This is a genomic window from Chondromyces apiculatus DSM 436 (genome assembly GCF_000601485.1).
GTDB classification, from domain to species: domain Bacteria; phylum Myxococcota_A; class Polyangia; order Polyangiales; family Polyangiaceae; genus Chondromyces; species Chondromyces apiculatus.
Map to the genome: position 1 here is coordinate 78,226 of NZ_ASRX01000021.1, position 19,817 is coordinate 98,042.

At 70.9% G+C, this 19,817-nt stretch carries 12 protein-coding genes and 1 riboswitch; of the genes, 6 read left to right on the forward strand and 6 right to left on the reverse strand.

What is annotated here, in order from left to right:
- The first annotated feature begins 328 nt into the window (after window positions 1-328).
- Window positions 329-1,180: a glutamine amidotransferase gene (locus tag CAP_RS15625; RefSeq protein ID WP_231511497.1), complete on the forward strand. Its 852-nt coding sequence runs from the start codon at window positions 329-331 to the stop codon at window positions 1,178-1,180.
- Window positions 1,181-1,204: 24 nt separating this feature from the next.
- On the opposite strand, the gene CAP_RS48120 is transcribed toward CAP_RS15625, so the two are convergent.
- The gene (locus CAP_RS48120; RefSeq protein ID WP_081864925.1) at window positions 1,205-2,101 is read right to left on the reverse strand and encodes a TetR/AcrR family transcriptional regulator; all 897 of its coding nucleotides are present in this window, start codon (window positions 2,099-2,101) and stop codon (window positions 1,205-1,207) included.
- A gap of 318 nt (window positions 2,102-2,419) precedes the next feature.
- On the opposite strand from CAP_RS48120, the gene CAP_RS15635 reads away from it, so the two are divergent.
- Window positions 2,420-6,037: a BadF/BadG/BcrA/BcrD ATPase family protein gene (locus CAP_RS15635; RefSeq protein ID WP_044241376.1), complete on the forward strand. Its 3,618-nt coding sequence runs from the start codon at window positions 2,420-2,422 to the stop codon at window positions 6,035-6,037.
- Window positions 6,038-6,057: 20 nt separating this feature from the next.
- Window positions 6,058-8,013, forward strand: coding sequence for a 2-hydroxyglutaryl-CoA dehydratase (locus CAP_RS15640; protein WP_052375354.1), 1,956 nt, complete (start codon window positions 6,058-6,060; stop codon window positions 8,011-8,013).
- Window positions 8,014-8,153: 140 nt separating this feature from the next.
- Here the strand turns inward: CAP_RS15640 and CAP_RS15645 are convergent, their stop codons facing one another.
- Genes CAP_RS15645 through CAP_RS53640 form a run of 3 tightly spaced genes read right to left on the reverse strand, consistent with a single transcriptional unit; the run spans window position 8,154 to window position 9,814 of the window.
- Window positions 8,154-8,711: a TlpA family protein disulfide reductase gene (locus tag CAP_RS15645; RefSeq protein ID WP_044241497.1), complete on the reverse strand. Its 558-nt coding sequence runs from the start codon at window positions 8,709-8,711 to the stop codon at window positions 8,154-8,156.
- Between the two features lie 20 nt (window positions 8,712-8,731).
- Window positions 8,732-9,601, reverse strand: coding sequence for a hypothetical protein (locus CAP_RS15650; RefSeq protein ID WP_063748698.1), 870 nt, complete (start codon window positions 9,599-9,601; stop codon window positions 8,732-8,734).
- A gap of 3 nt (window positions 9,602-9,604) precedes the next feature.
- The gene (locus tag CAP_RS53640; protein ID WP_044241377.1) at window positions 9,605-9,814 is read right to left on the reverse strand and encodes a DUF4911 domain-containing protein; all 210 of its coding nucleotides are present in this window, start codon (window positions 9,812-9,814) and stop codon (window positions 9,605-9,607) included.
- 405 nt (window positions 9,815-10,219) lie between these two features.
- Here CAP_RS53640 and CAP_RS15660 point away from each other — a divergent pair, with 405 nt between their 5' ends.
- From CAP_RS15660 to CAP_RS15670, 3 genes are all read left to right on the forward strand, one after another.
- On the forward strand, window positions 10,220-11,749 hold the full coding sequence (locus CAP_RS15660; RefSeq protein WP_052375339.1) for an ICP22 family protein: 1,530 nt from the start codon (window positions 10,220-10,222) through the stop codon (window positions 11,747-11,749).
- Between the two features lie 89 nt (window positions 11,750-11,838).
- Window positions 11,839-12,048: riboswitch (cobalamin riboswitch) on the forward strand.
- A gap of 259 nt (window positions 12,049-12,307) precedes the next feature.
- Window positions 12,308-14,752, forward strand: a complete 2,445-nt coding sequence (locus CAP_RS15665) for a ribonucleoside-diphosphate reductase subunit alpha (protein ID WP_044241379.1) — start codon at window positions 12,308-12,310, stop codon at window positions 14,750-14,752.
- A 59-nt stretch (window positions 14,753-14,811) separates the two neighbouring features.
- A complete protein-coding gene (locus tag CAP_RS15670) occupies window positions 14,812-15,771 on the forward strand; it encodes a ribonucleotide-diphosphate reductase subunit beta (protein ID WP_081864935.1) in 960 nt (319 codons plus the stop codon).
- Window positions 15,772-15,808: 37 nt separating this feature from the next.
- Here the strand turns inward: CAP_RS15670 and CAP_RS15675 are convergent, their stop codons facing one another.
- Window positions 15,809-17,044 carry an aspartate kinase gene (locus CAP_RS15675; RefSeq protein ID WP_231511498.1) on the reverse strand — a complete coding sequence of 412 codons (1,236 nt, stop codon included), beginning with the start codon at window positions 17,042-17,044 and terminating at the stop codon, window positions 15,809-15,811.
- 123 nt (window positions 17,045-17,167) lie between these two features.
- Window positions 17,168-19,720, reverse strand: a complete 2,553-nt coding sequence (locus tag CAP_RS15680; RefSeq protein ID WP_044241383.1) for a tetratricopeptide repeat protein — start codon at window positions 19,718-19,720, stop codon at window positions 17,168-17,170.
- Between the last annotated feature and the right edge of the window lie 97 nt (window positions 19,721-19,817).

Genomic DNA, 19,817 nt, shown 5'->3' on the forward strand with positions numbered 1-19,817 from the left:
GGCCGGGCGTGCAATGCCGCTCCAGCCTCTGAACTCGGCTCTCCTCCGATTTGCAATGTCGACCCAAGCGGTTGGGTTGCAGTTCCCACCGGGAGCAATGTCGACCCAAGCGGTTGGGTTGCAGCTCCCACCGGGAGCAATGTCGACCCAAGCGGTTGGGTTGCAGTTCCCACCGGGAGCAATGTCGACCCGAGCGGTTGGGTTGCAGTTCCCACCGGGAGCAATGTCGACCCAAGCGGTTGGGTTGCAGTTCCCCCGCGGAGCAGCGCCGTTTTCTCCGGAAACGGGCCCGATCCGAGACGTGCGCACGGTCCTACGCGCCTCTCGGGTGCTCTTTCCTCTCACGGAGACCTACACCCACCAGGCTCCCGTCCTCGGCGGGTCGAGCTACCATCGCGCCGTGTCTGCCATCGGCAAGAAGATCATCATCGTCACCACCGGCGATCCCATCCCCGACATGATCGAGAAGCGGGGGTCGTTCGCCGCCATGATCCAGCAGGCCATCGGGCATCTCTGGACCGGCGACTATGCCGGCTTCGATGCGCGCCTGGAGGCGTTTCCCCACCCGCGCGAGGCGGATGCGTTCATCATCACGGGCTCGGCGTCGAACGTGCCGAACCGGGACGACTGGATCGTGCGCACCGAGGCCTGGCTGCGCGAGGTGGTCGCGGCCGGGACGCCCACCTTCGGGATCTGTTTCGGGCACCAGCTCCTGGCGCATGCGCTCGGCGGGGAGTGCATCCGCAACCCGCGGGGGCGTGAGATCGGGACGGTGACCATCCACCGGCGCACGGAGGATCCGGGGCACGCGGGCGAGATCCTGTTCGCGGGGCTGCCGCAGCACTTCCAGGCGAACGTGACGCACATCGACACGGTGGGGCGCCTGCCGCCGGGGGCGGTGAGCCTGGCGCGGTCGGACGGGGACGAGCACCACGCGATCCGGTTCACGCCGACCTGTTACGGGGTGCAGTTCCACCCCGAGATCGATGCGGAGATCATGCTCAGCTACATCCGGTCGCGCCGGGAGATCCTCGCGTCGGAGGGGTTCGACGTCGAGGCGCTGGAGGGGGCGGTGACCACGCCGGAGGCGGGGCAGCGGACGCTCCACAACTTCCTGCGACACGTGGTGCTGGGGCGCTCCGTGGAGACGGCTGACCAGGTGGTTTCCGCAGAGAACTGACGCGCCAGTCAGTCGCTCGGTCGGTCAGTCGCGCGCGCGGCGGCGCTTCGGGGTGGAAGCGGCAGGGGAGGTTTGCGGGGCGGAGGCGGCGACGGAGGCCCGCGGGGCTGCCTTCTTGCGCCGTGCAGCGCGCGGCGCCGCAGACGAAAGGGCAGGGGAGGAGGGGCTCGCAGGCAGAGACGCCGCGTGCGGGGAGGAGACGCTGAGGGCGGTGGACGCCACGAGCGCGGAGGGCGCGCCGGGCGTGGAGAGGGCCGCGCCGGAGGGCGCCCCGGTGAAAGGTGCCGCGGTGGAGGGCGCGGCGGTGGAGGGCGCGGCGGGGGTGAGCGCTGCGGAGGCCTCGCCGGTGCGCAGGTAGCCCTGGCGCAGGAGGTCGAAGAGGGCGGTCACCATGGCCTCGCGCGGGCGGGGGTGCTCGCCGAGGGCGTTCTCGAAGAGCAGCTCCTTGAGGGCGCCGATGGTGAAGGTGGCGTAGAGGGCGGGGTCGCCGCTCGCGACGATGCCGAGCTGCTGGCCCCACCGGAGGCTCCCGGCGAGGAGCTGCTTCACGCCTTCATGGAAGGAGCGGACCTGGCTCACGAAGGCCTGGTCGAGGCCCGCGGAGTAGGAGAGCAGGATGCTGGTCAGCGCGGGATCGTCGAGGAGCACGGCGACGATGGCGCGGATGTTGTGCTTGATCTGGGACTCGATGTCGGCGTCGGTGTCGACGCGGAGGATGGCGCCGCCGAGGCGGGTGAAGAGGCCGTCGACGAGCTCGGCGAAGAGGGCGCGCTTGTCGCGGAAGTAGAGGTAGAAGGTGCCCTTGGCGACGCCGGCGGAGGCGACGATGTCGTCGATCTTGGCCTCGTGGTAGCCCTTCTCCGCGAACACGGCGCGGCCGGCTCGGAGCAGCTCCTGACGGCGATCGAGCTTCTGGGCCATGTGGCCCGGGTTCTAGTCGGTCGCGCGGGGATGGAGTGGATCTTTCGCGGAGGACTGCTCGTCACGTGGGGAATTGTCTTGGTCCTCGGGTCGGGCTGCGTCCGATGCAGGCCGGAAAGCACGTCTGCGCGGGCGAGAGAGGGGCGGAGGAGAATTGCTTTCGAGGAGGGGACCGTGTAGCCGTTGGAGCGACTGACTGGCCAGTCAGTCGGGGGCGCCGGGGGACGGCCGCCCGAAGGCCGTGGGTGGGGGCGGGTGCGCTCGCCTGCGGGCTCGCTGGAAGGTGAAGTTTCGCTGGACGGTGAAGAAGGAGCCTTGATGAACGCGCAGACGAACGCGCAGCGGCAGAGCGCGGTGGTGGTCGGCATCGACGTCGGTTCGACGACGGTCAAGGCAGTGGTGCTGGACCCGGAGTCGCTCGAGGTGCTCTGGAGCGACTACCAGCGCCACCAGACCAAGCAGCCCGAGAAGGTGCTGGAGTTCCTGGACCGCATCGAGGCGGATTTCCCGGCCTCGCCGCGGGCCGAGTGGCGGGTCTTCCTGACCGGCTCGGGGGCGGCGCCGCTCTGCCCGAGCCTGGGCGCGAAGTTCGTCCAGGAGGTGAACGCGGTCACGCTCGCGGTGGAGAACCTGCACCCGGACGTGGGGAGCGTCATCGAGCTGGGCGGGCAGGACGCGAAGATCATCATCTTCAAGAAGGACGAGAAGACCGGCGAAAAGACGGGCAGCCCGTCGATGAACGACAAGTGCGCCTCGGGGACCGGGGCGACCATCGACAAGTGCATGATCAAGGTGGGGCTGCCGCCGGAGCAGGTGGTGCAGATCCACTTCGACGACTCGAAGCTCCACCACGTGGCCGCGAAATGCGGGGTGTTCGCGGAGACGGACATCGTGAATCTGGTGAAGAGCGGGATCCCGGCGACGGAGATCCTGTGCTCGCTGGCGGACGCGATCGTGCTGCAGAACCTCTCGGTGCTGACGCGCGGCTCGACCCTGAAGCACAAGGTGCTGCTGCTCGGGGGGCCCAACACGTACCTGCCGTTCCTGCAGGAGTGCTGGCGGAAGCGCATCCCGGAGACCTGGGAGGAGCGCGGGTACGCCTGGCCGAAGGACGCGCCCATCGACGAGACGATCTTCGTGCCCGAGAACGCGCAGTACTACGCGGCGTTCGGGGCCTGCGTGTACGGGCTGAAGGAGTCGGCGACGGCGGGGCTCTACGCGGGCAAGACCGGGCTCGTGGAGTACATGACGAACGGCAGGAAGGCGCGCCTCGGCGAGAGCGCGGGGCCGCCGCTCGTGCGGACGACGGTCGAGATCGACGACTTCCGGCAGCTCTACGCCATCCCGAAGTTCACGCCGATGAAGCTCGAGCCGGGGCAGGTGGTGCGGGGGGTGATCGGCGTCGACGGGGGGTCCACGTCGTCGAAGGCGGTGCTGATCGACGAGGACCAGAACATCGTCTGCAAGGCGTACCAGCTCTCCAAGGGCAACCCCATCCAGGACACGAAGGAGCTGCTGGGGCAGCTCCGGGAGTACGTGAGCGAGCGGGGGGCGACGCTGGAGGTGCTCGGCTTCGGGGCGACCGGCTACGCGGCCGACGTGCTCCAGGAGTGCATGCGCGCAGACGTGAACATCGTCGAGACGGTGGCGCACATGATGAGCGCGGTCCGGTTCTTCGGTGACGTGGACGTGATCTGCGACATCGGCGGGCAGGACATCAAGGTGCTGTTCATGAAGAACGGCGACATCGCGAACTTCCGGCTCTCGAACTCGTGCTCGGCGGGGAACGGGATGCTGCTCCAGGCGATGGCCGACCAGTTCGGCATCCCGGTGACGGAGTACGCGAACACGGCGTTCCAGGCGGAGCTGGCGCCGAAGTTCAGCTACGGGTGCGCAGTCTTCCTCGACACCGACCGGGTGAACTTCCAGAAGGAGGGCTTCTCGAAGGAGGAGCTGCTCGCGGGGCTCGCGCAGGTGCTGCCGAAGAACGTGTGGCAGTACGTGGTGCAGATCCCGCGGCTCGCGTCGCTCGGGAAGCGGTACGTGCTGCAAGGGGGCACGCAGTACAACCTGGCCGCGGTGAAGGCCCAGGTGGACTACATCAAGGAGCGCGTGCCGGGCGCGGAGATCTTCGTGCACCCGCACACCGGGGAGGCGGGGGCGATCGGGGCGGCGTTCGAGACCTTGCGGGTGGTGAAGCGGCGGGGGAAGTCGACGTTCATCGGGATCGACGCGGCGATCGACCTGGCCTTCACCACGAAGAACGACGAGGAGACGGTCTGCCACTTCTGCCCGAACGAGTGCAAGCGGACCTTCATCGACACCCAGACGCCCGACGGGGAGACGTCGCGCTACATCTCCGGCTTCTCCTGCGAGAAGGGGACGGTGGAGAGCGAGGCGGCGATGCTGTCGCTGGTGGCGGAGCGGAAGAAGATCGCGAAGCAGTTCCCGAACGTCGTGGACCACGAGTCGAAGCTCGCGTTCCGGAGCTTCTACAAGGGCGCGCCCATGCCGGCGGCGGGGACGCCCGTGAAGGACACGGTGGTGAAGAAGGGCTTCCTCGGCATCCGCCGGGTGGAGACGACGCGGCCCTTCAAGCGGTGCGGGACAGAGGCGCAGGAGCGGCTGCGGCGGACGCGCATCGGCATCCCGCGGGTCTTGAACCTGTACTCGACGGCGCCGTACTTCCGGGCGTACTTCGAGGCGCTGGGGATCCAGAAGCAGAACGTGGTCTTCAGCGACGAGACCACCGAGGAGATGTGGGTCGAGGGCGGGAAATACGGGTCGGTCGATCCGTGCTTCCCCTCGAAGGTGGCGCAGGCGCACATCCACAACCTGCTCTTCCACCACCACGAGGAGCGGAAGCTCAACTACATCTTCTTCCCGATCCTCACCCACGTGCCGAGCTTCGGCGAGGGGGTGATGGACAAGGCGAGCTGCCCGATCGTGGCCGGGGTGCCGGACGTGATGAAGGCCGCGTTCACGAAGGAGATGGACTTCTTCAAGACGCGGTCGATCGAGTACCTGGACCCGGCGCTGACCTTCTCGGAGCTGAACCTGACGGCGCGCCGCATGTTCGAGGTGTGGGGGCCGCGGCTCGGGATCACCGAGGACGAGAGCGACCACGCGCACCGGGAAGGGACGCGGGCGCTGGAAGCGTTCGAGCGCGACATCCAGGACAAGGGGCGCGCCATCCTGGAGACGGTGGAGGCGGAGAACCGGGTGGCGATCCTGATGGTGGGGCGGCCCTACCACTCGGATCCAGGGCTGAACCACGGGATCCCCGAGGAGTTCCAGGTGCTCGGCTACCCGATCATCTCGGTGCGCTCCATCCCGCGCGACATGGATTTCCTGAGGCGCTACTTCAAGGACGAGGTGGCGCGGGGGCAGCACCCGCTCGACATCAACGACGTGTGGCCCGAGAACTACTCGGCGAACAGCGCGCAGAAGGTGTGGGCGGTGAAGTTCGCGGCGCGGCACCCGAACGTGGCGCTGCTCGACCTGTCGAGCTTCAAGTGCGGCCACGACGCGCCGACCTACGGGATCATCGAGGGCATCGTGGGCGAGAGCGCGGTGCCGTACGCGGCGCTGCACGACATCGACGCGAACAAGCCGGGCGGGTCGATCAAGATCCGCGTGAAGACGTACGCGCACAGCCTGAAGCTGCACCAGGAGGCGCTGGAGGACACGGCACGCAAGAAGATGGAGCTCGTGCAGCGGCTCGACGAGAAGCGCCTGGAGCTGCTCAAGACGAAGCAGGCGCAGCTCGCGGGGCGGAAGATGAGCGATCCGGAGATCGAGCGGCAGATCCAGGAGCTCGGGGAGAAGGTGCGGAGCTACCAGGCGCCGCCACCTGCGAAGCCCGAGGTGCCGCGGGGACTGGTTCAGCTGAAGAAGAAGAGCGCCGACGGCAGTGTTGTGCCGGCCGGGGCGTGAAGGGCGACGGGAGGATGACCATGGATCAGACGACGGAAACGCAGAAGACGCGCCTGCCGCTCTACTCGGACGCGGCGAACGGGAACGGCCAGGGCCAGAGCGCCGCGGACGGGGACATCGACATCGAGGCCGAGCTGCGCGCCTTCGAGGAGGCGGAGCGGGAGCGGCTCGGGATCAAGACCGCGCGCCGGCAGTGGGCAGACAGCATGCTCACCTCGGAGATGAAGCGGGAAGAGCGCGACAAGGTGACGCTGCTCATCAACGGCCTCACCGACGCGCAGATGTTCCTGGTCGAGGGCGCGCTGCGCGGCGTCGGCTACAACGTGAAGTACTTCGGGATGGTCGACAACGCGGGCCTCCAGGTCGGCAAGGAGTTCGGCAACCGCGGCCAGTGCAACCCGACCTACTTCACGGTGGGCGGCCTGGTGAAGCACCTCATCGACCTCCGCGACAAGGACGGGATGTCGACCGAGGACATCATCAAGAACTACGTCTACCTGACGGCTGGCGCGTGTGGGCCCTGCCGCTTCGGGATGTACGTGACGGAGTACCGGAAGGCGCTGCGCGACGCGGGCTTCGATGGGTTCCGGATCTTCTTCTTCCAGCAGCAGGGTGGCCTGAGCCAGGGGACCGGGGAGGAGACGGGGATCGACATGAACCCCGAGTTCTTCATCGCGATCGTGAAGGCGCTGGTCTGCGGCGACGTGGTGAACGCGCTCGCGTACCGCATCCGGCCTTACGAGGTGACGCCGGGCGCGACGGACGAGGCGAAGGAGGAGGTGAAGCGCATCCTCTACGAGGCGCTGCAGACGAAGAAGAACATCTTCAAGGCGCTCTACAAGGCGCGGAAGGTGTTCGAGGGGGTCGAGGTCGACAAGCTCCGGCCGCGCGCGAAGACCTCGATCATCGGCGAGTTCTGGGCGATGACCACCGAGGGCGACGGGAACTACCAGCTCCAGAAGTTCCTGCAGACCGAGGGCGGGGAGTGCGACATCCAGCTCACCACGGCCTGGCTGCTCTACAACATCTGGGAGGTGGCCCGTGACACGCGGGAGCGGAAGCACCTGCGCGGTCAGGACGGGGGCGCGTACGGGCTGCACGGCATGGAGGGGATGGACGTGGCGAAGCGGCTCGCCACGATGCGCCTCGCGGAGCAGGGGCTGCGGCTCGGGTTCCAGGCGTTCGCGCAGCCCATCGGTCTGTTCGACTACCACCTGCCCGACATGGACCTCGTGGCGAAGGTCGCCGAGGAGTACTACTCGAACGATCTGCGCGGCGGTGAGGGCCACATGGAGGTGGGCAAGCTCATCGTGAACTCGGTGCACGCGAAGGCGCACATCACCGTGAGCGTGAAGCCGTTCGGGTGCATGCCGTCGTCGGGCGTGTCGGACGGGGTGCAGTCGCTGGTGACGGCGCGCTTCCCCGGGACGATCTTCTGCGCGGTGGAGACGAGCGGCGACGGGGCGACGAACTTCTACTCGCGCGTGCAGATGTACATGTTCAAGGCGCGCATCCTCGCCGAGGAGGAGCTGAAGCGCGCGTACGTGGACGCCGGGGTGACCGAGGAGGAAGTGCGGGCGTTCCTGGCGAAGAACCCGAAGTACGGGAACCCCCTCCACCTCGCGCCCCACAAGGTGGCAGGGTCGGCGGCGAACCTGGTCTACGAGGTGGCGCCGCTCATCAAGAAGACGCTGGCGGAGCGGACGGCAGACCGGGCGCGGTCGGCAGCGGGCGCGGTGAAGGCGCTCGTCGAGAGCACGCCGGCCAAGGTGGCGGCAGCGCGCGAGGTGTTCTCCAGGCCGGAGACGATGGAGCAGCTCCGCGAGGACGTGTCGCTCGTCAGCGACCTCGTGCGCGGGAAGATGAAGGACCGCTTCGGGCCGCTGGTCGAGAAGCTCGCCGTCAAGGCGTACTTCGAGAACAACCGGGAGACGCGGACCGTGACCCGCGAGGCCGAGCCCATCGCGGCCGAGTGACGAGAGGCCCGGGGGCACGGGCCGAGGCTCCTGCCCCCCGCGCAGCGCACGGCGCGTGACGCACGGCGGATCACGCACGATGCACGGCGCATGACGCACGACGCGTCAGCGCTCGTCGGAGACACACCCCATCCGTCAGGTCAGGGAGGAGAGGCGCGCTCCACGGCGCGCAGGATCTCTTCGAGCACGCCCCGTGGGGCGAGGCCGAGGCGGCGGTGCACTTCGCGCCCGCGGCGATCGAGGATCACCACGCTCGGGACGTGGTGGAGGCCGGCGAAGGGGCCGGTGCCGGCGATGGTCTCGGCGTCGGCCAGGGCGACCGGGTAGGAGAGGCGCAGGCTGCGGGTGAAGGCCTCGACGAGGGGGAGGTTCTGGGGCGGTTCGAGGGCGAGGGCCGCGACGTTGATGCGAGGCGTGTGCTGGCGGAGGAGGTCCGCGAGGATGCGCGCCTGCGCCTGGGACGCGGCGTCGTAGGTGGAGAGGAAGCCGATGACGGTGATGCGGCCGGCGAGGGTGCCCGAGGAGAGTTCGTCGCCGTCGAGGGTCTCGTAGGCGAAGGGCGGGACGGGCCGCGGAGAGGCGAGGGGACGGTCGGGGACGGAGGTGGGGGCCTCGGCCGGGGGCGCGGCTTCCTCGCCACCACCGCAGGCAGAGAGGAAGACGGCGACGAGCGCGAGCGCTGTGGCGCGCAGGGGCACGCGCGCTGACCGGCGCGGGGTCACGGCTTGCGGGCCGCGTCGCGCGGAGCGGCGTCCGCGAGGAGGGGGTCACGCGGGGCGAGGCGCGCGTCGTGAGGGTGGTGCGGGTCGTCGCAAACGAGGTCCTCGTGCTGCAGATGGTCGAGCTGGAGGTCGCCGAGCGGGAGGTCGCCGAGCGGGAGGTCGCCGAGCTGGAGGTCGTCGAGCTGGGTGTCTTCGAGCTGGGCGTCGAAGAGGTCGGCGCAGTGTCTGAGCGCGCCGGGGAGTTCGGCGCCGCGGCGCTGGTGGGCGAGGATGGCGTGGCAGAGTTCCTCGATGACCGGGTTGACGGGCGTGGCTTCGAGGCTCACGCCGTCGATCTGGGCGCCGGCCTGGGGGGCTTCGTCGTCGCGGAGGAGCGGCTCGTACTGGGCCCAGCGGATGCCCTGATCGGGCTGGTAGCGGCACCAGAGGACGCGCACGAAGCGCAGGTAGAGGGGGGTGATCAGGGCCGCGATGCGCTCGCCGGAGGGGGTGACGCCGCGCAGGGCGGTGCCGCCCTGGGGGCTCCTCTTCTGCTGGCCGATGGCCTTCTCGATGCGCGCGCGGCGGGCATCGTCGGTCTCGACGGCGAGGAGAGGGGCGTAGATGGCGATGGGAGGGACGGCGAGGCGCGGGCCATCCTCGACGAGGACGTCGAGCCAGGCGTCGCGCGCTTCGGAGGTGAGCTCGCCGTAGACGTGCGCGGCGGCGATGGCCGCCTCGGCGTCGGTGGCGAGGGCCGCGAGCCACTCGCGCCAGGCAGCGACGATGCGGCTGTCGGTCACGGGCTTCGCGGGATCGTGGGGCTCGACACCATGATCGGCGCTGTCGTCGGCGCTGTCGTCGACGATCGGGTCGGGATCGATCATGGGTCAGTGCCCCGCCGGCAGGAGCCGCATGCCGAGGTCACGCTCCAGGTCCTGGAGCAGCTCGGAGAACTCCTCGGCGCGGCCCTGGGGGGCGGCGAGGAGCAGCTCGCCACCACGCTCGGCAAACACGAGGGCGAGGCCGTCGCTGGCCTCGATGATGCCCTTCAGGAACACCACGTCGGCCGGGCGCACCTGCACGCTCTGTACGAGCATGCCCCGGCTGGCTTCCTCGGCGGAGAGGGGCGGGGGGCCGGGGCGCGGTGCGGCGGGCCGAGGGGCCCTCGAGCGCGGCTCTCTCCCTCTGTCGGCGTCGCCATCGGCCCCTCCTGCCGCTGCGCTGCGTTCGAGCCCCATCGTCATGAGGCGCGCAAGCTAAGCACTGCTCGATGGAGGGATCCAGAGATCTACCCATCGCCTCTGCTGGCGCGCGGCGAACGCGGCGTCGGCAAGGCGGTGAAGGCGCGTTTTTCGGCCCTGCGTGGGCGCTGCGTGTGAGGGCCGTGCACCACGGTCGGTCGGTTCCGCCGGCGTGGTCACCGCACGTGGTGGAAGGGTCTTGCCTCGACCGTGAAGACGTGAACGCCTCCGGAGGGGTGCGGCGCGCTAGACTCGTCCCCGATGTCTCGTGACCTCCGCTGCCCACCCGCCCGCGCTGCGCTGTCGCGCGGCGTCGCGCTCCATGCCTCTCCAGACCGTCCCGGCCGCGAGGACCGCGCGGGTGACGAGGAGGAGGCTCCGCTGGAGCTGCCGCCGCTCGACATGGACGAAGAACCGGAGGCGCGCGAGGACGACCTGGCGGACCTGCTGGACACGCCAGGGGACGAGGGGGACCCCTTCGACGACACGGAGGCGCGTGACCTCGACGTGGTCGAGCTCGACGTCGATCCTGCGGAGGGGACCGAGGGGGGCAGCGAGGACGAAAAGGAGATCGACGTCGGCCCGCTCGACGAGGGGATGTCGCTCGACGAGGAGGATGGGGGCTGGGCGGGCGACGAGCAGGAGGGCGGGCAGCACGGCGACGACATCGACGACGTGGACGCGGGCGAGGACGATGGCGGCGCCGAGGGGACCGGAGAGGCGCCCGAGGATGCGGTGGACGAGGGCGAGCTGCCGGCGCTCGATGCGGACGACGAGGGGAACTACGAGGGGAAGGATCTGCTGGGGGAGCTGCCGGACCTGCCCGACGATCCGCCGCCCGCATGGGACCCATCGCCCTGGGCCACGGTGGCGGGCGCGGGCGCGGAGGTGCCGTGCTGCGCGCTCGCGGTGACCGGCGCGCAGGTGGTGGCAGGGGGAAGCGTGCTGCTGGTGGTGCCCGCCGGGGAGCAGGTGGCGCGCCGGCCAGGGCTCGACGCGATGGCGTCGGCGGTGGCAGTGGCGGACGGCGCGGACGGCGCGATCGTGGTGGCGACGCAGCGCGGGAGGTTGCTGCGCAGCGAGGATCAGGGGGTCTCGGCGTCGCCTCTGGGCGGGTGGCGCACGACCGGGGGCACGTCGGCGATGCTGGCGACGACGCCAGGGCGGCTCTGGATCGCGTCGGAGGGGACGCTGTGGTCGCTGTCGGAGGGCGCAGGCGCGGTCGCGCCGGCAATCGCGGCGAGCCGGGAGGGCGGGATCACGGGGATCGCCGCCAGCGGAGGGGCGCTGCTCGCCCTGTGGCAGGGGAAGGGGACCGCGCAGTTGATGCGGGTGCGCGGAGACGATGAGCTGCCGGTGGACATCGCGCTGTCGGGCGCGGCGCTGCACGTGGCGTCCGTGCGCGGTGCGCTGATCGCCGCGGGGGCGCAAGGGCGGGCGCTGGCCCTGGGAGGGGCGGAGGTGCTCTGCGTGTCGCGCGACGGGGGGACCTCGTTCCAGGTGGTGGGGGGGCTCGGCCGGGTGGTGGCGCTCGCGTTCGCCGGGGAGGAAGCCTCCGCGCCGCTCCTCGCGCTGTGCGCGCGGGAAGGTGAGGCGCACGCGGAGCTGGTGAAGGTGCCCGAGTCAGGCGCGCCGACGCGGATCGCGGCGCTGGGGGAGGCGCGGCAGAGCGAGGAGGACGAGGATCTCGGGTTCGGGGCGGCAGCGCTGGCGTGGGACGCGGGGCGCGAGGTGGCATGGATCGCGTGCCAGCTCGGGCTCCTGGCGGTCGCGCCGAAGCCGGAGCACTGAGGAGGAACATGCAGCGCGGATCCCGGCACCAGCACGGGGACGCGCGGGCATAACCCCGACATCTGGTTGACAGAGGACCAGGCACCCCAATAGGTTGGGCCCATGCTGGTGCTCCTGGCAAAGGCCAGGGGCTCAAAAGGGAACCCGGTGAGATTCCGGGGCTGCCCCGCAGCGGTAAGCGAGAACGACCTTCACCTCAGGCACTGGTCCCTTCGGGGGCTGGGAAGCGGTGGACAGTAGGAACCCGGCGCGCCGGCGTGCTCGTGAGCCCGAAGACCTGCCAGCACCTGGCGCCAGGAGACATCTGGCGCCGGGTTCGACCTGGAAGCCTCGAGGGAGGCGGGTAGGTTTCGAGCTGGCGCGGCCTCTCCCGTGCTCACCTCGGCCCTGACCCGTCCCCGCGTCGTTTCCAGTCGCCCGCGGGGGCGAGAGGTCGGTCCGAGGGCCCAATGTCCCGGGTCTGGCGCGTGCGCGCGCATCGGCTGACGTTCTCGGTCCCGCTGCATGCAATGCGGAGCGATCAGGCATCGCTCCGCGCGATGAGCGGAGAAGACGTCCATGTTGAGCGAGACGATGCCGAAGGGCAACGGCGTGGCGCCGTTGCGCGCGTCCACCCCGAAGAGCGCCCTCCCCGAGGAGACCTACCCGCAGACGTCGATGCGGGTGAAGAAGCGCAACGGCGCGACGGAGCCGGTGAACCTCGACAAGATCGTGCGGGCCGTGAGCCGGTGCTGCGTCGGCCTCGCCGACGTGGACGCGCTGCGGATCGCGACCCGGACCATCAGCGGGCTGTACGACGGGGCGACGACGCGAGAGCTCGACCTCCTGTCCATCCAGACGGCGGCGGCCCTGATCGTGGAGGAGCCTCACTACGCGAAGCTCGCGGCGCGCCTGCTCGCGACCTACATCGACAAGGAGGTCCGCAACCAGGAGATCCACGCCTTCTCGCAGTCGGTGGCGGCGGGCCACAAGCTGGGCCTGATCAACGACAGGCTGCAGGACTTCGTCAGCAGCAACGCGCGCAAGCTGAACGACGCCATCCGGCCCGAGCGCGACCGGGAGTTCGAGTACTTCGGGCTGCGGACCATCCAGGACCGTTACCTCCTGAGGCACCCGCAGACGCGGCTGGTCCTGGAGACGCCCCAGCAGTTCTTCCTGCGCATCGCGTGCGCGCTGACGGAGACGGCCGCGGAGGCCATCGAGCTGTACGGCCTGTTCTCGTCGCTCGATTACCTCCCCAGCTCGCCGACGCTGTTCAACACGGGCACGAAGCACGAGCAGCTCTCGAGCTGCTTTCTGCTGGACTCACCCGAGGACCACCTGCGCGGGATCTACCAGCGGTACACGGACGTGGCGATGCTCTCGAAGTTCTCGGGCGGCATCGGGCTCGCGTACCACCGGGTGCGCTCGCGGGGGTCGCTCATCGAGAGCACCAACGGGCACTCGAACGGCATCATCCCCTGGCTGAAGACGCTGGACGCCTCGGTGGCCGCGGTGAACCAGGGCGGCAAGCGCAAGGGGGCTTGCTGCGTGTACCTGGAGAGCTGGCACGCGGACATCGAGGACTTCCTCGCGCTGCGCGACAACACGGGGGACGAGGCGAGCCGTACCCACAACCTGAACCTGGCGAACTGGGTGCCCGACCTGTTCATGAGGCGGGTGGAGGCGGATGGGTCGTGGAGCCTGTTCGATCCGAAGGACGTGCGCGATCTGCCGGACCTGTACGGGGAAGACTTCGAGCGCCGCTATGCCGAGGCCGAGCAGGCAGGGCTCGCGAAGAGGGTGGTGAAGGCCAGGGAGCTTTACGCGCGGATGATGCGGACCCTGGCGCAGACCGGCAACGGGTGGATGACGTTCAAGGACAAGTCGAACCGGGCGTGCAACCAGACGGGGCTCCCGGGGCGCACGGTGCACCTGTCGAACCTGTGCACGGAGATCCTGGAGGTGACCTCGAAGGAGGAGTCGGCCGTCTGCAACCTGGGCTCGGTGAACCTGTCGCGCCACACGGTCGGCCGGGAGGACGGCGCGGTGGTGTTCGACTTCGAGAAGCTCGGGCGCACGGTGCGGACCGCGGTGCGCCAGCTCGATGGCGTCATCGACCGCAACTTCTACCCGATCCCCTCGACGCGCGCGTCGAACCTGCGCTGGAGGCCGGTGGGGATCGGGCTGATGGGGCTGCAGGACGTGTTCTTCCAGATGCGGCTGCCGTTCGACAGCGCGGAGGCGCGCGCCCTCTCCAGGCGCATCTCGGAGGAGGTGTACTTCCACGCGCTGTCCACGTCGGCCGATCTGGCGGTGGAGAAGGGGCGGCACCCGGCGTTCGAGGAGACGCGCGCGGCGCGGGGGGAGCTGCAGTTCGACGCCTGGGGGGTGGTGCCCGAGGAGCCCGAGGAGGGGGCGCGGTGGGCGGCGCTCCGGGAGCGCGTGACGCGGGACGGGCTGCGGAACTCGCTGCTCGTGGCCATCGCGCCGACGGCGACCATCGCCTCCATCGCCGGGTGCTACGAGTGCATCGAGCCGCAGATCTCGAACCTCTTCAAGCGGGAGACCCTGTCCGGCGACTTCCTCCAGGTGAACCGCTACCTGGTGACGGCGCTCAAGGAGCGGGGGCTGTGGACCGAGTCGCTCCGCGCGCGGCTGAAGCTTGCGGAGGGGTCGGTGCAGGGGATGGAAGAGCTGCCCGAGGAGCTGCGCGCGGTGTTCCGCACGGCCTGGGAGATCCCGATGCGGTCGCTCATCGACATGGCCGCCGAGCGGGGGGCGTACATCGATCAGAGCCAGTCGCTGAACCTGTTCATCGAGAACCCGAACATCGGTCAGCTCTCCAGCATGTACTTCCACGCCTGGAAGAAGGGGCTGAAGACGACGTACTACCTGCGCTCGCGGCCGGCGACGCGCATCGCCAAGGCGACCGTGGAGGCGCCCCCCGCGGCGGCCCAGTCGGATGCGGCCGACGTGTCGTGCTCGCTGGAGAACCCCGAGAACTGCGAGGCCTGCCAGTGAGCCTCGTCAGCCGACCCGCGCGCCTGCTCGACCCGGGCCTGTGCCTGACGCTCCGGCCCATGGCCTATCCGGCATTCTTCGAGATGTACCGGGACGCCATCAAGAACACCTGGACGGTGGAGGAGGTCGACTTCTCGACGGACGTCGGAGACCTCCAGCAGAAGATGACGCCTGCCGAGCGGCACCTCGTGCAGCGGCTGGTCGCGTTCTTCGCGACCGGCGATTCCATCGTGGCCAACAACCTGGTCCTCAACCTGTACCGGCACCTCAATGCGCCGGAGGCGCGGATGTACCTGTCGCGACAGCTCTACGAGGAGGCGCTGCACGTGCAGTTCTACCTGACGCTGCTCGACACGTACGTGCCTGATCCTGCGGAGCGGCACCGGGCTTTCGCGGCGGTCGAGAACATCCCGTCCATCCGGGCGAAGGCCGAGTTCTGCATGCGCTGGATGGACTCCATCCAGGACCTCGGGCGGCTCGCGACGCGGGCGCAGCGCCGGCAGTTCCTGCTCAACCTGATCTGCTTCGCGGCCTGCGTGGAGGGGCTCTTCTTCTTCGGGGCGTTCGCCTACGTGTACTTCCTCAGGTCACGCGGGCTGCTCCACGGGCTCTCGGCCGGGACGAGCTGGGTCTTCCGCGACGAGAGCGCGCACATGGCGTTCGCCTTCGAGGTGGTGAAGACCGTGCGCCAGGAGGAGCCGGAGCTGTTCGACGCGGCGCTGGAGCGGTCGGTGAGCGAGATGCTCGACGAGGCGATCGCCTGCGAGGCGCAGTTCGCGGCCGACATCCTCGGCGGCGGGGTGGTGGGCATGTCGGCGCGCGACGTGCGGACCTACCTGGAGTACTGCGCCGACCAGCGCCTCGTCACCCTGGGGCTGCGGAAGCGCTACCACGCGCGGAACCCGTTCTCGTTCATGGACCTGCAGGACGTGCAGGAGGTGACGAACTTCTTCGAGCGGCGCCCGTCGGCCTACCAGGTGGGGGTCACCGGGGAGGTGGTGTTCGATGCGGCGTTCTGAGGGGTGACCCGGGCCGGCGCTGTCCTCTCGCCGAGGCTCAGGCCTCCACGAAGGCGCGGTGCAGCGCGCGCTGCGCCGCCGCCACGTGCTCCGCGTCGATGATGGCGCTCAAGCGCAGCGGCCCCGCCACCGTGAGCTTCGGGGCGAGGCCCTCCTCCCGCAGCACCGCCGTGAACCGCGCCAGGGGCTCCGCGGTGGCGGCGAGGCCATCGCCGACCACGCTCACCGCCGCGACCCCCTCGGTGAGCTCCAGCGTCGGGAGCGCGGCCGTGAGCTGCCGCCGCGCTGCCTGCCAGTCAGGGACGTTGAGCAGGGGAATGAGGAACGCGCCGCCGCTCTGGCCGAGCGAGAGGTCCTTGAAGGCAAGGCCGAGCGTCGAGGCCGCGTGGAGCACCTCGTCGAGCCGCGCGCCGCCCTCTGCGCGCGCCAGGACCACGCCCGACTCCGCCACCACCGCGCGGGCCCGCGGCGCATCGCCGGGCGCGTACTTGCGGATCGTGGTCTCCCGCGGGCCGTCGCTGCCCACGGGATCGAAGGTGGAGCGCGCGTAGATCGCGATCCCGGCCCGCCGCGCCCACTCCACGGCCTGCGCGCAGATCACCTTGGCTCCGCACTCGGCCATCTCCTGGAGCACCGCGTGGTCCAGCTCGGGCAGGTGCTGTGCGTCGGGGACCGCGCGCGGGTCGGCCGAGTAGACCCCGTCGACGTCGCTGTAGATCTCGCAGCGGTCCGCGGTGAGGGCGGCCGCCAGGGCCACCGCCGTGGTGTCGGAGCCGCCGCGGCCGAGGGTGGTGATCTCCCGGCGGTAGCTCATCCCCTGGTAGCCAGCGACGATGACCACCTTCCCGCGCGCCAGCTCGTCCTCGATGCGGTGGGGGCGCACCTCGATGATACGGGCGTCGAAGTGACGGTCGTTGGTGAGGATGCCGGACTGCGACCCCGTGAAGGAGATCGCCTGGAGACCGCGGGCGTGGATGGCGATGGAGAGCAGCGACATCGCCACCCGCTCGCCGGTGGAGACCAGCATGTCCAGCTCGCGCCGCGGCGGCTCGGCGCTGCCGCCTGCGCTGGCGGCCACCTGGCGCGCCAGGGAGAGCAGGCCGTCGGTGGTCTTGCCCATGGCGCTCACCACCACGACCACGTCGCTACCGGCCTGCTGGGTGGCGACCACGCGATCGGCGACCCGGCCGATCTTCTCGACGTCGGCCATCGAGGAGCCCCCGTACTTCTGGACGACGATGGGGCGCCCCCGGTTCGAAGCGTGCTCGGCCACGGTCCACCTCTGCTGCAGCCGGCGCGGTGATGCGCCGGAGACTTCCCGGCCGCCCCCGCGGGCTCTTCATCGCGCGTATCACGAGATGCTGCGGCGGGCCAAGCGCGCGTCAGGGCTCGCCGCTCAGGGCATGTCGCGCATCATCTCGTACAGCTCCGCCTCCGAGTGCCGCCCGGCAGCCCTGGCCTGCGCGGCCAGGCGCAGCAGCACCTCGTGCCGCAAGGGGGTGAGTTCCTCGCGGACGGCATCGTCGCCTTCCTCGATGCGGGCAGACAGGAGCGCCAGCAGATCGAGGTCGCGGCCGAGCTTTGCGAGCAAGGCAGCCAGCGCGAGCGTGGTCTCCTGATCGTGGGGATTGGCCCGGAGGCGATCCGTGAGACGCTCCACCTGCTGCTCGTCCTCGGCGCTCGCCTCTTCGGGGAGCGCCGGTGCTTCCTCGGCCTGCGACCACCAGCCTGCAGGCAGCGGCGCGGGATCTCCCAGGGTCGCGCCGACGGGCTGTGAGGCGCGGTCCGAGGAGGGCTCTTCCTGGTGCAGGTCTTCGTCGTCGACCTGGGGCTCCTCGTCGACGTGGGACGCTTTGCCGGCGTACGAGGCGCCGGCTTCCGGCACGGGTGCGGACGCGGGCACGGGTGCGGGGCGCTTCAGCTCCGCCGTCACCCGCCGGAACTCCGCCGTGAACGCGCGGTTCCTGGGCGAAAGGCGCATCGCGAGCCCGAGGTGCCGCTGCGCCGCGAGCAGATCTCCCCGCTCACGCTCCTCGATCTCCGCAGCCTCCACGAGCATCGCCGCGACCCGCGTCGCCTCGGGCCCCGCGCTCATCCCGGCGCTCCCCACCTCCACGGCCGCGCGCAGGCGGCTCAGGCACAGCGACGCACCCTCCGGATCGCCCAGCTCCGCCCGCCAGCGCCCCTCCAGCAGGCGCGCCTCCAGCGCCTCCGCCGCCTCGGCCGGGATCCCGTGCACCCGCGCGATGGCCGCCGGACGGTCCCCCGCGATCTCGGCCAGACCCCGCGCCAGCTCCAGATCCAGCGCCCCCACCGCGCGCCCCCGCCGCTCTGCCAGCGCCCGCGCCCTGGCCAGCAGATCGAGCGCCCGCCGCCCCTCGCCGGCCGCGCGCAGCGATCGCCCCAGCCCCAGCGCCGCCTCCGGGCTGTCGGGCGCATACCGCAGCGCGCGCTCGAACAGCCGCCGGGCCTCCGCCGTGTGCCCCCGCGACAGGTACGCCTCCGCCGCGCGCCGCCACACCGCGTGCCGCGCCTCCGCCCCCCGCGTCGCCGCTTCCAGGTGCTCCGCGTCGGCGAGCGCGCCCCGCGCATCGGCCACGTCGAGGCGCGCTTCGAGCCGCGCCCACCGCAGCTCGGCCAGCAGCGGCGCCCGCGTCACCCCCTCGTCCAGCGCCCGCAGCCGCGCCCAGGGCTCCTCGCACAGCCGCGCGGCCCGCAGCCATCCCAGCGCCGAGAGTGGCCCGTACGGCTCGTCGTGCGCTGCCCGCTCCAGCGCCGCCAGCGCGGCCTCCCTGTCCCCCACGGCCTCCAGCAGCTCCGCGCCCAGGAGCCCCGCGTCCACCGCGGGCATCGCCTCCACCAGCGTCGCCAGCGCCGCCTCGGCGCGCTCTCCCACCACGCAGTCGATCCACGCCACGCGCGTCGCCACTTCCCGGTGCCTCGGCGCCCGCTCCAGCGCCGACAGGTAGGCGAGCCTCGCCGCGTCCAGGTCCCCTGCGAGCGCGGCGCGGTCTCCCTCGCCTGCGATCTCGGCCGCCTCCAGCGCGCTCAGCGCCCGATCCGCCAGCGCAGGTGGAGGCGCGTGCGCGGTCGCCTCGAACCGGAGCGCCGTCCCGCTCACCGTGAACCCCGCCCAGCGGACCGCATCGACCGCGGGAGCCCTCGCTCCGGCAGCGGGCATCGCGTCCCGCACCACCCGGGCCACCGCGTCGGGCAGCACCACGGCGCCACCCAGGATCTGCGCCCCCGGCCCGGCTCCCGCGAGCAGCGCCCTCAGGGCCAGCGCCTGGGGCGGCGCCCCCAGCCCCACGCCCCGCGCCCGCTCGGGAATGAGCCGCAGGTCTCTCTCTCCGGGAGCGATGATCACATCGAAGGCCAGCGCCGCCTCTCCCACCCGCAGCGCCACCAGCACCCCTGGCGTGCGCGTCCCGCTCGCCGGAGAGCCCGGGAGCCCCGGCCGCGGGGCCGACCCTCCCCGGCCTCCCTCTCCTCGGCCTCCCTCTCCTCGGCCTCCCTCTCCTCGGCCTCCCTCTCCCTCATCTCCGCGGAGCGGTGCGATCAGCAGATCGACAGGCCCTGTCCCGAGCAGCCCCCGCATCCGGGGCATCGCCCAGGTCGAGAGATCCCCGCCGCGGATCTCGACCACGAGCCGCTCCAGCTCCCCGCGCCGGTGCCTGAAGCGGGTCACGCCACCCGACAGATCGAGGGGGAAGCGCAGGCCCGGGATCCGGACCACCAGCTCGGTCAGCGAGAACGGCCCGAGCTGGAACGGCTCCGCCAGCTCCAGCGCCAGCGCCCCGCGGTTCAGCGCCAGCCGCAGGAGGGGACGGTCGCCTCTGGGCCTGTCAGGCTCGGACGGGGGACGCCTGGGCCCGACCGCGGGCGCGCGCAGGTTGGGCGCCCTTTCGAGCGCCCTCGCCCCTGTCCCGCGCCTGTGATCGGCCGCCATTCATGCCGAGGCTACCAACCCTGGACCAGGAGGGGCGAGTTTCGGGGTCAATGTAGGTGTGCCGTGCCATGCTCCCCGCGCCACCTCCGACCTGTCT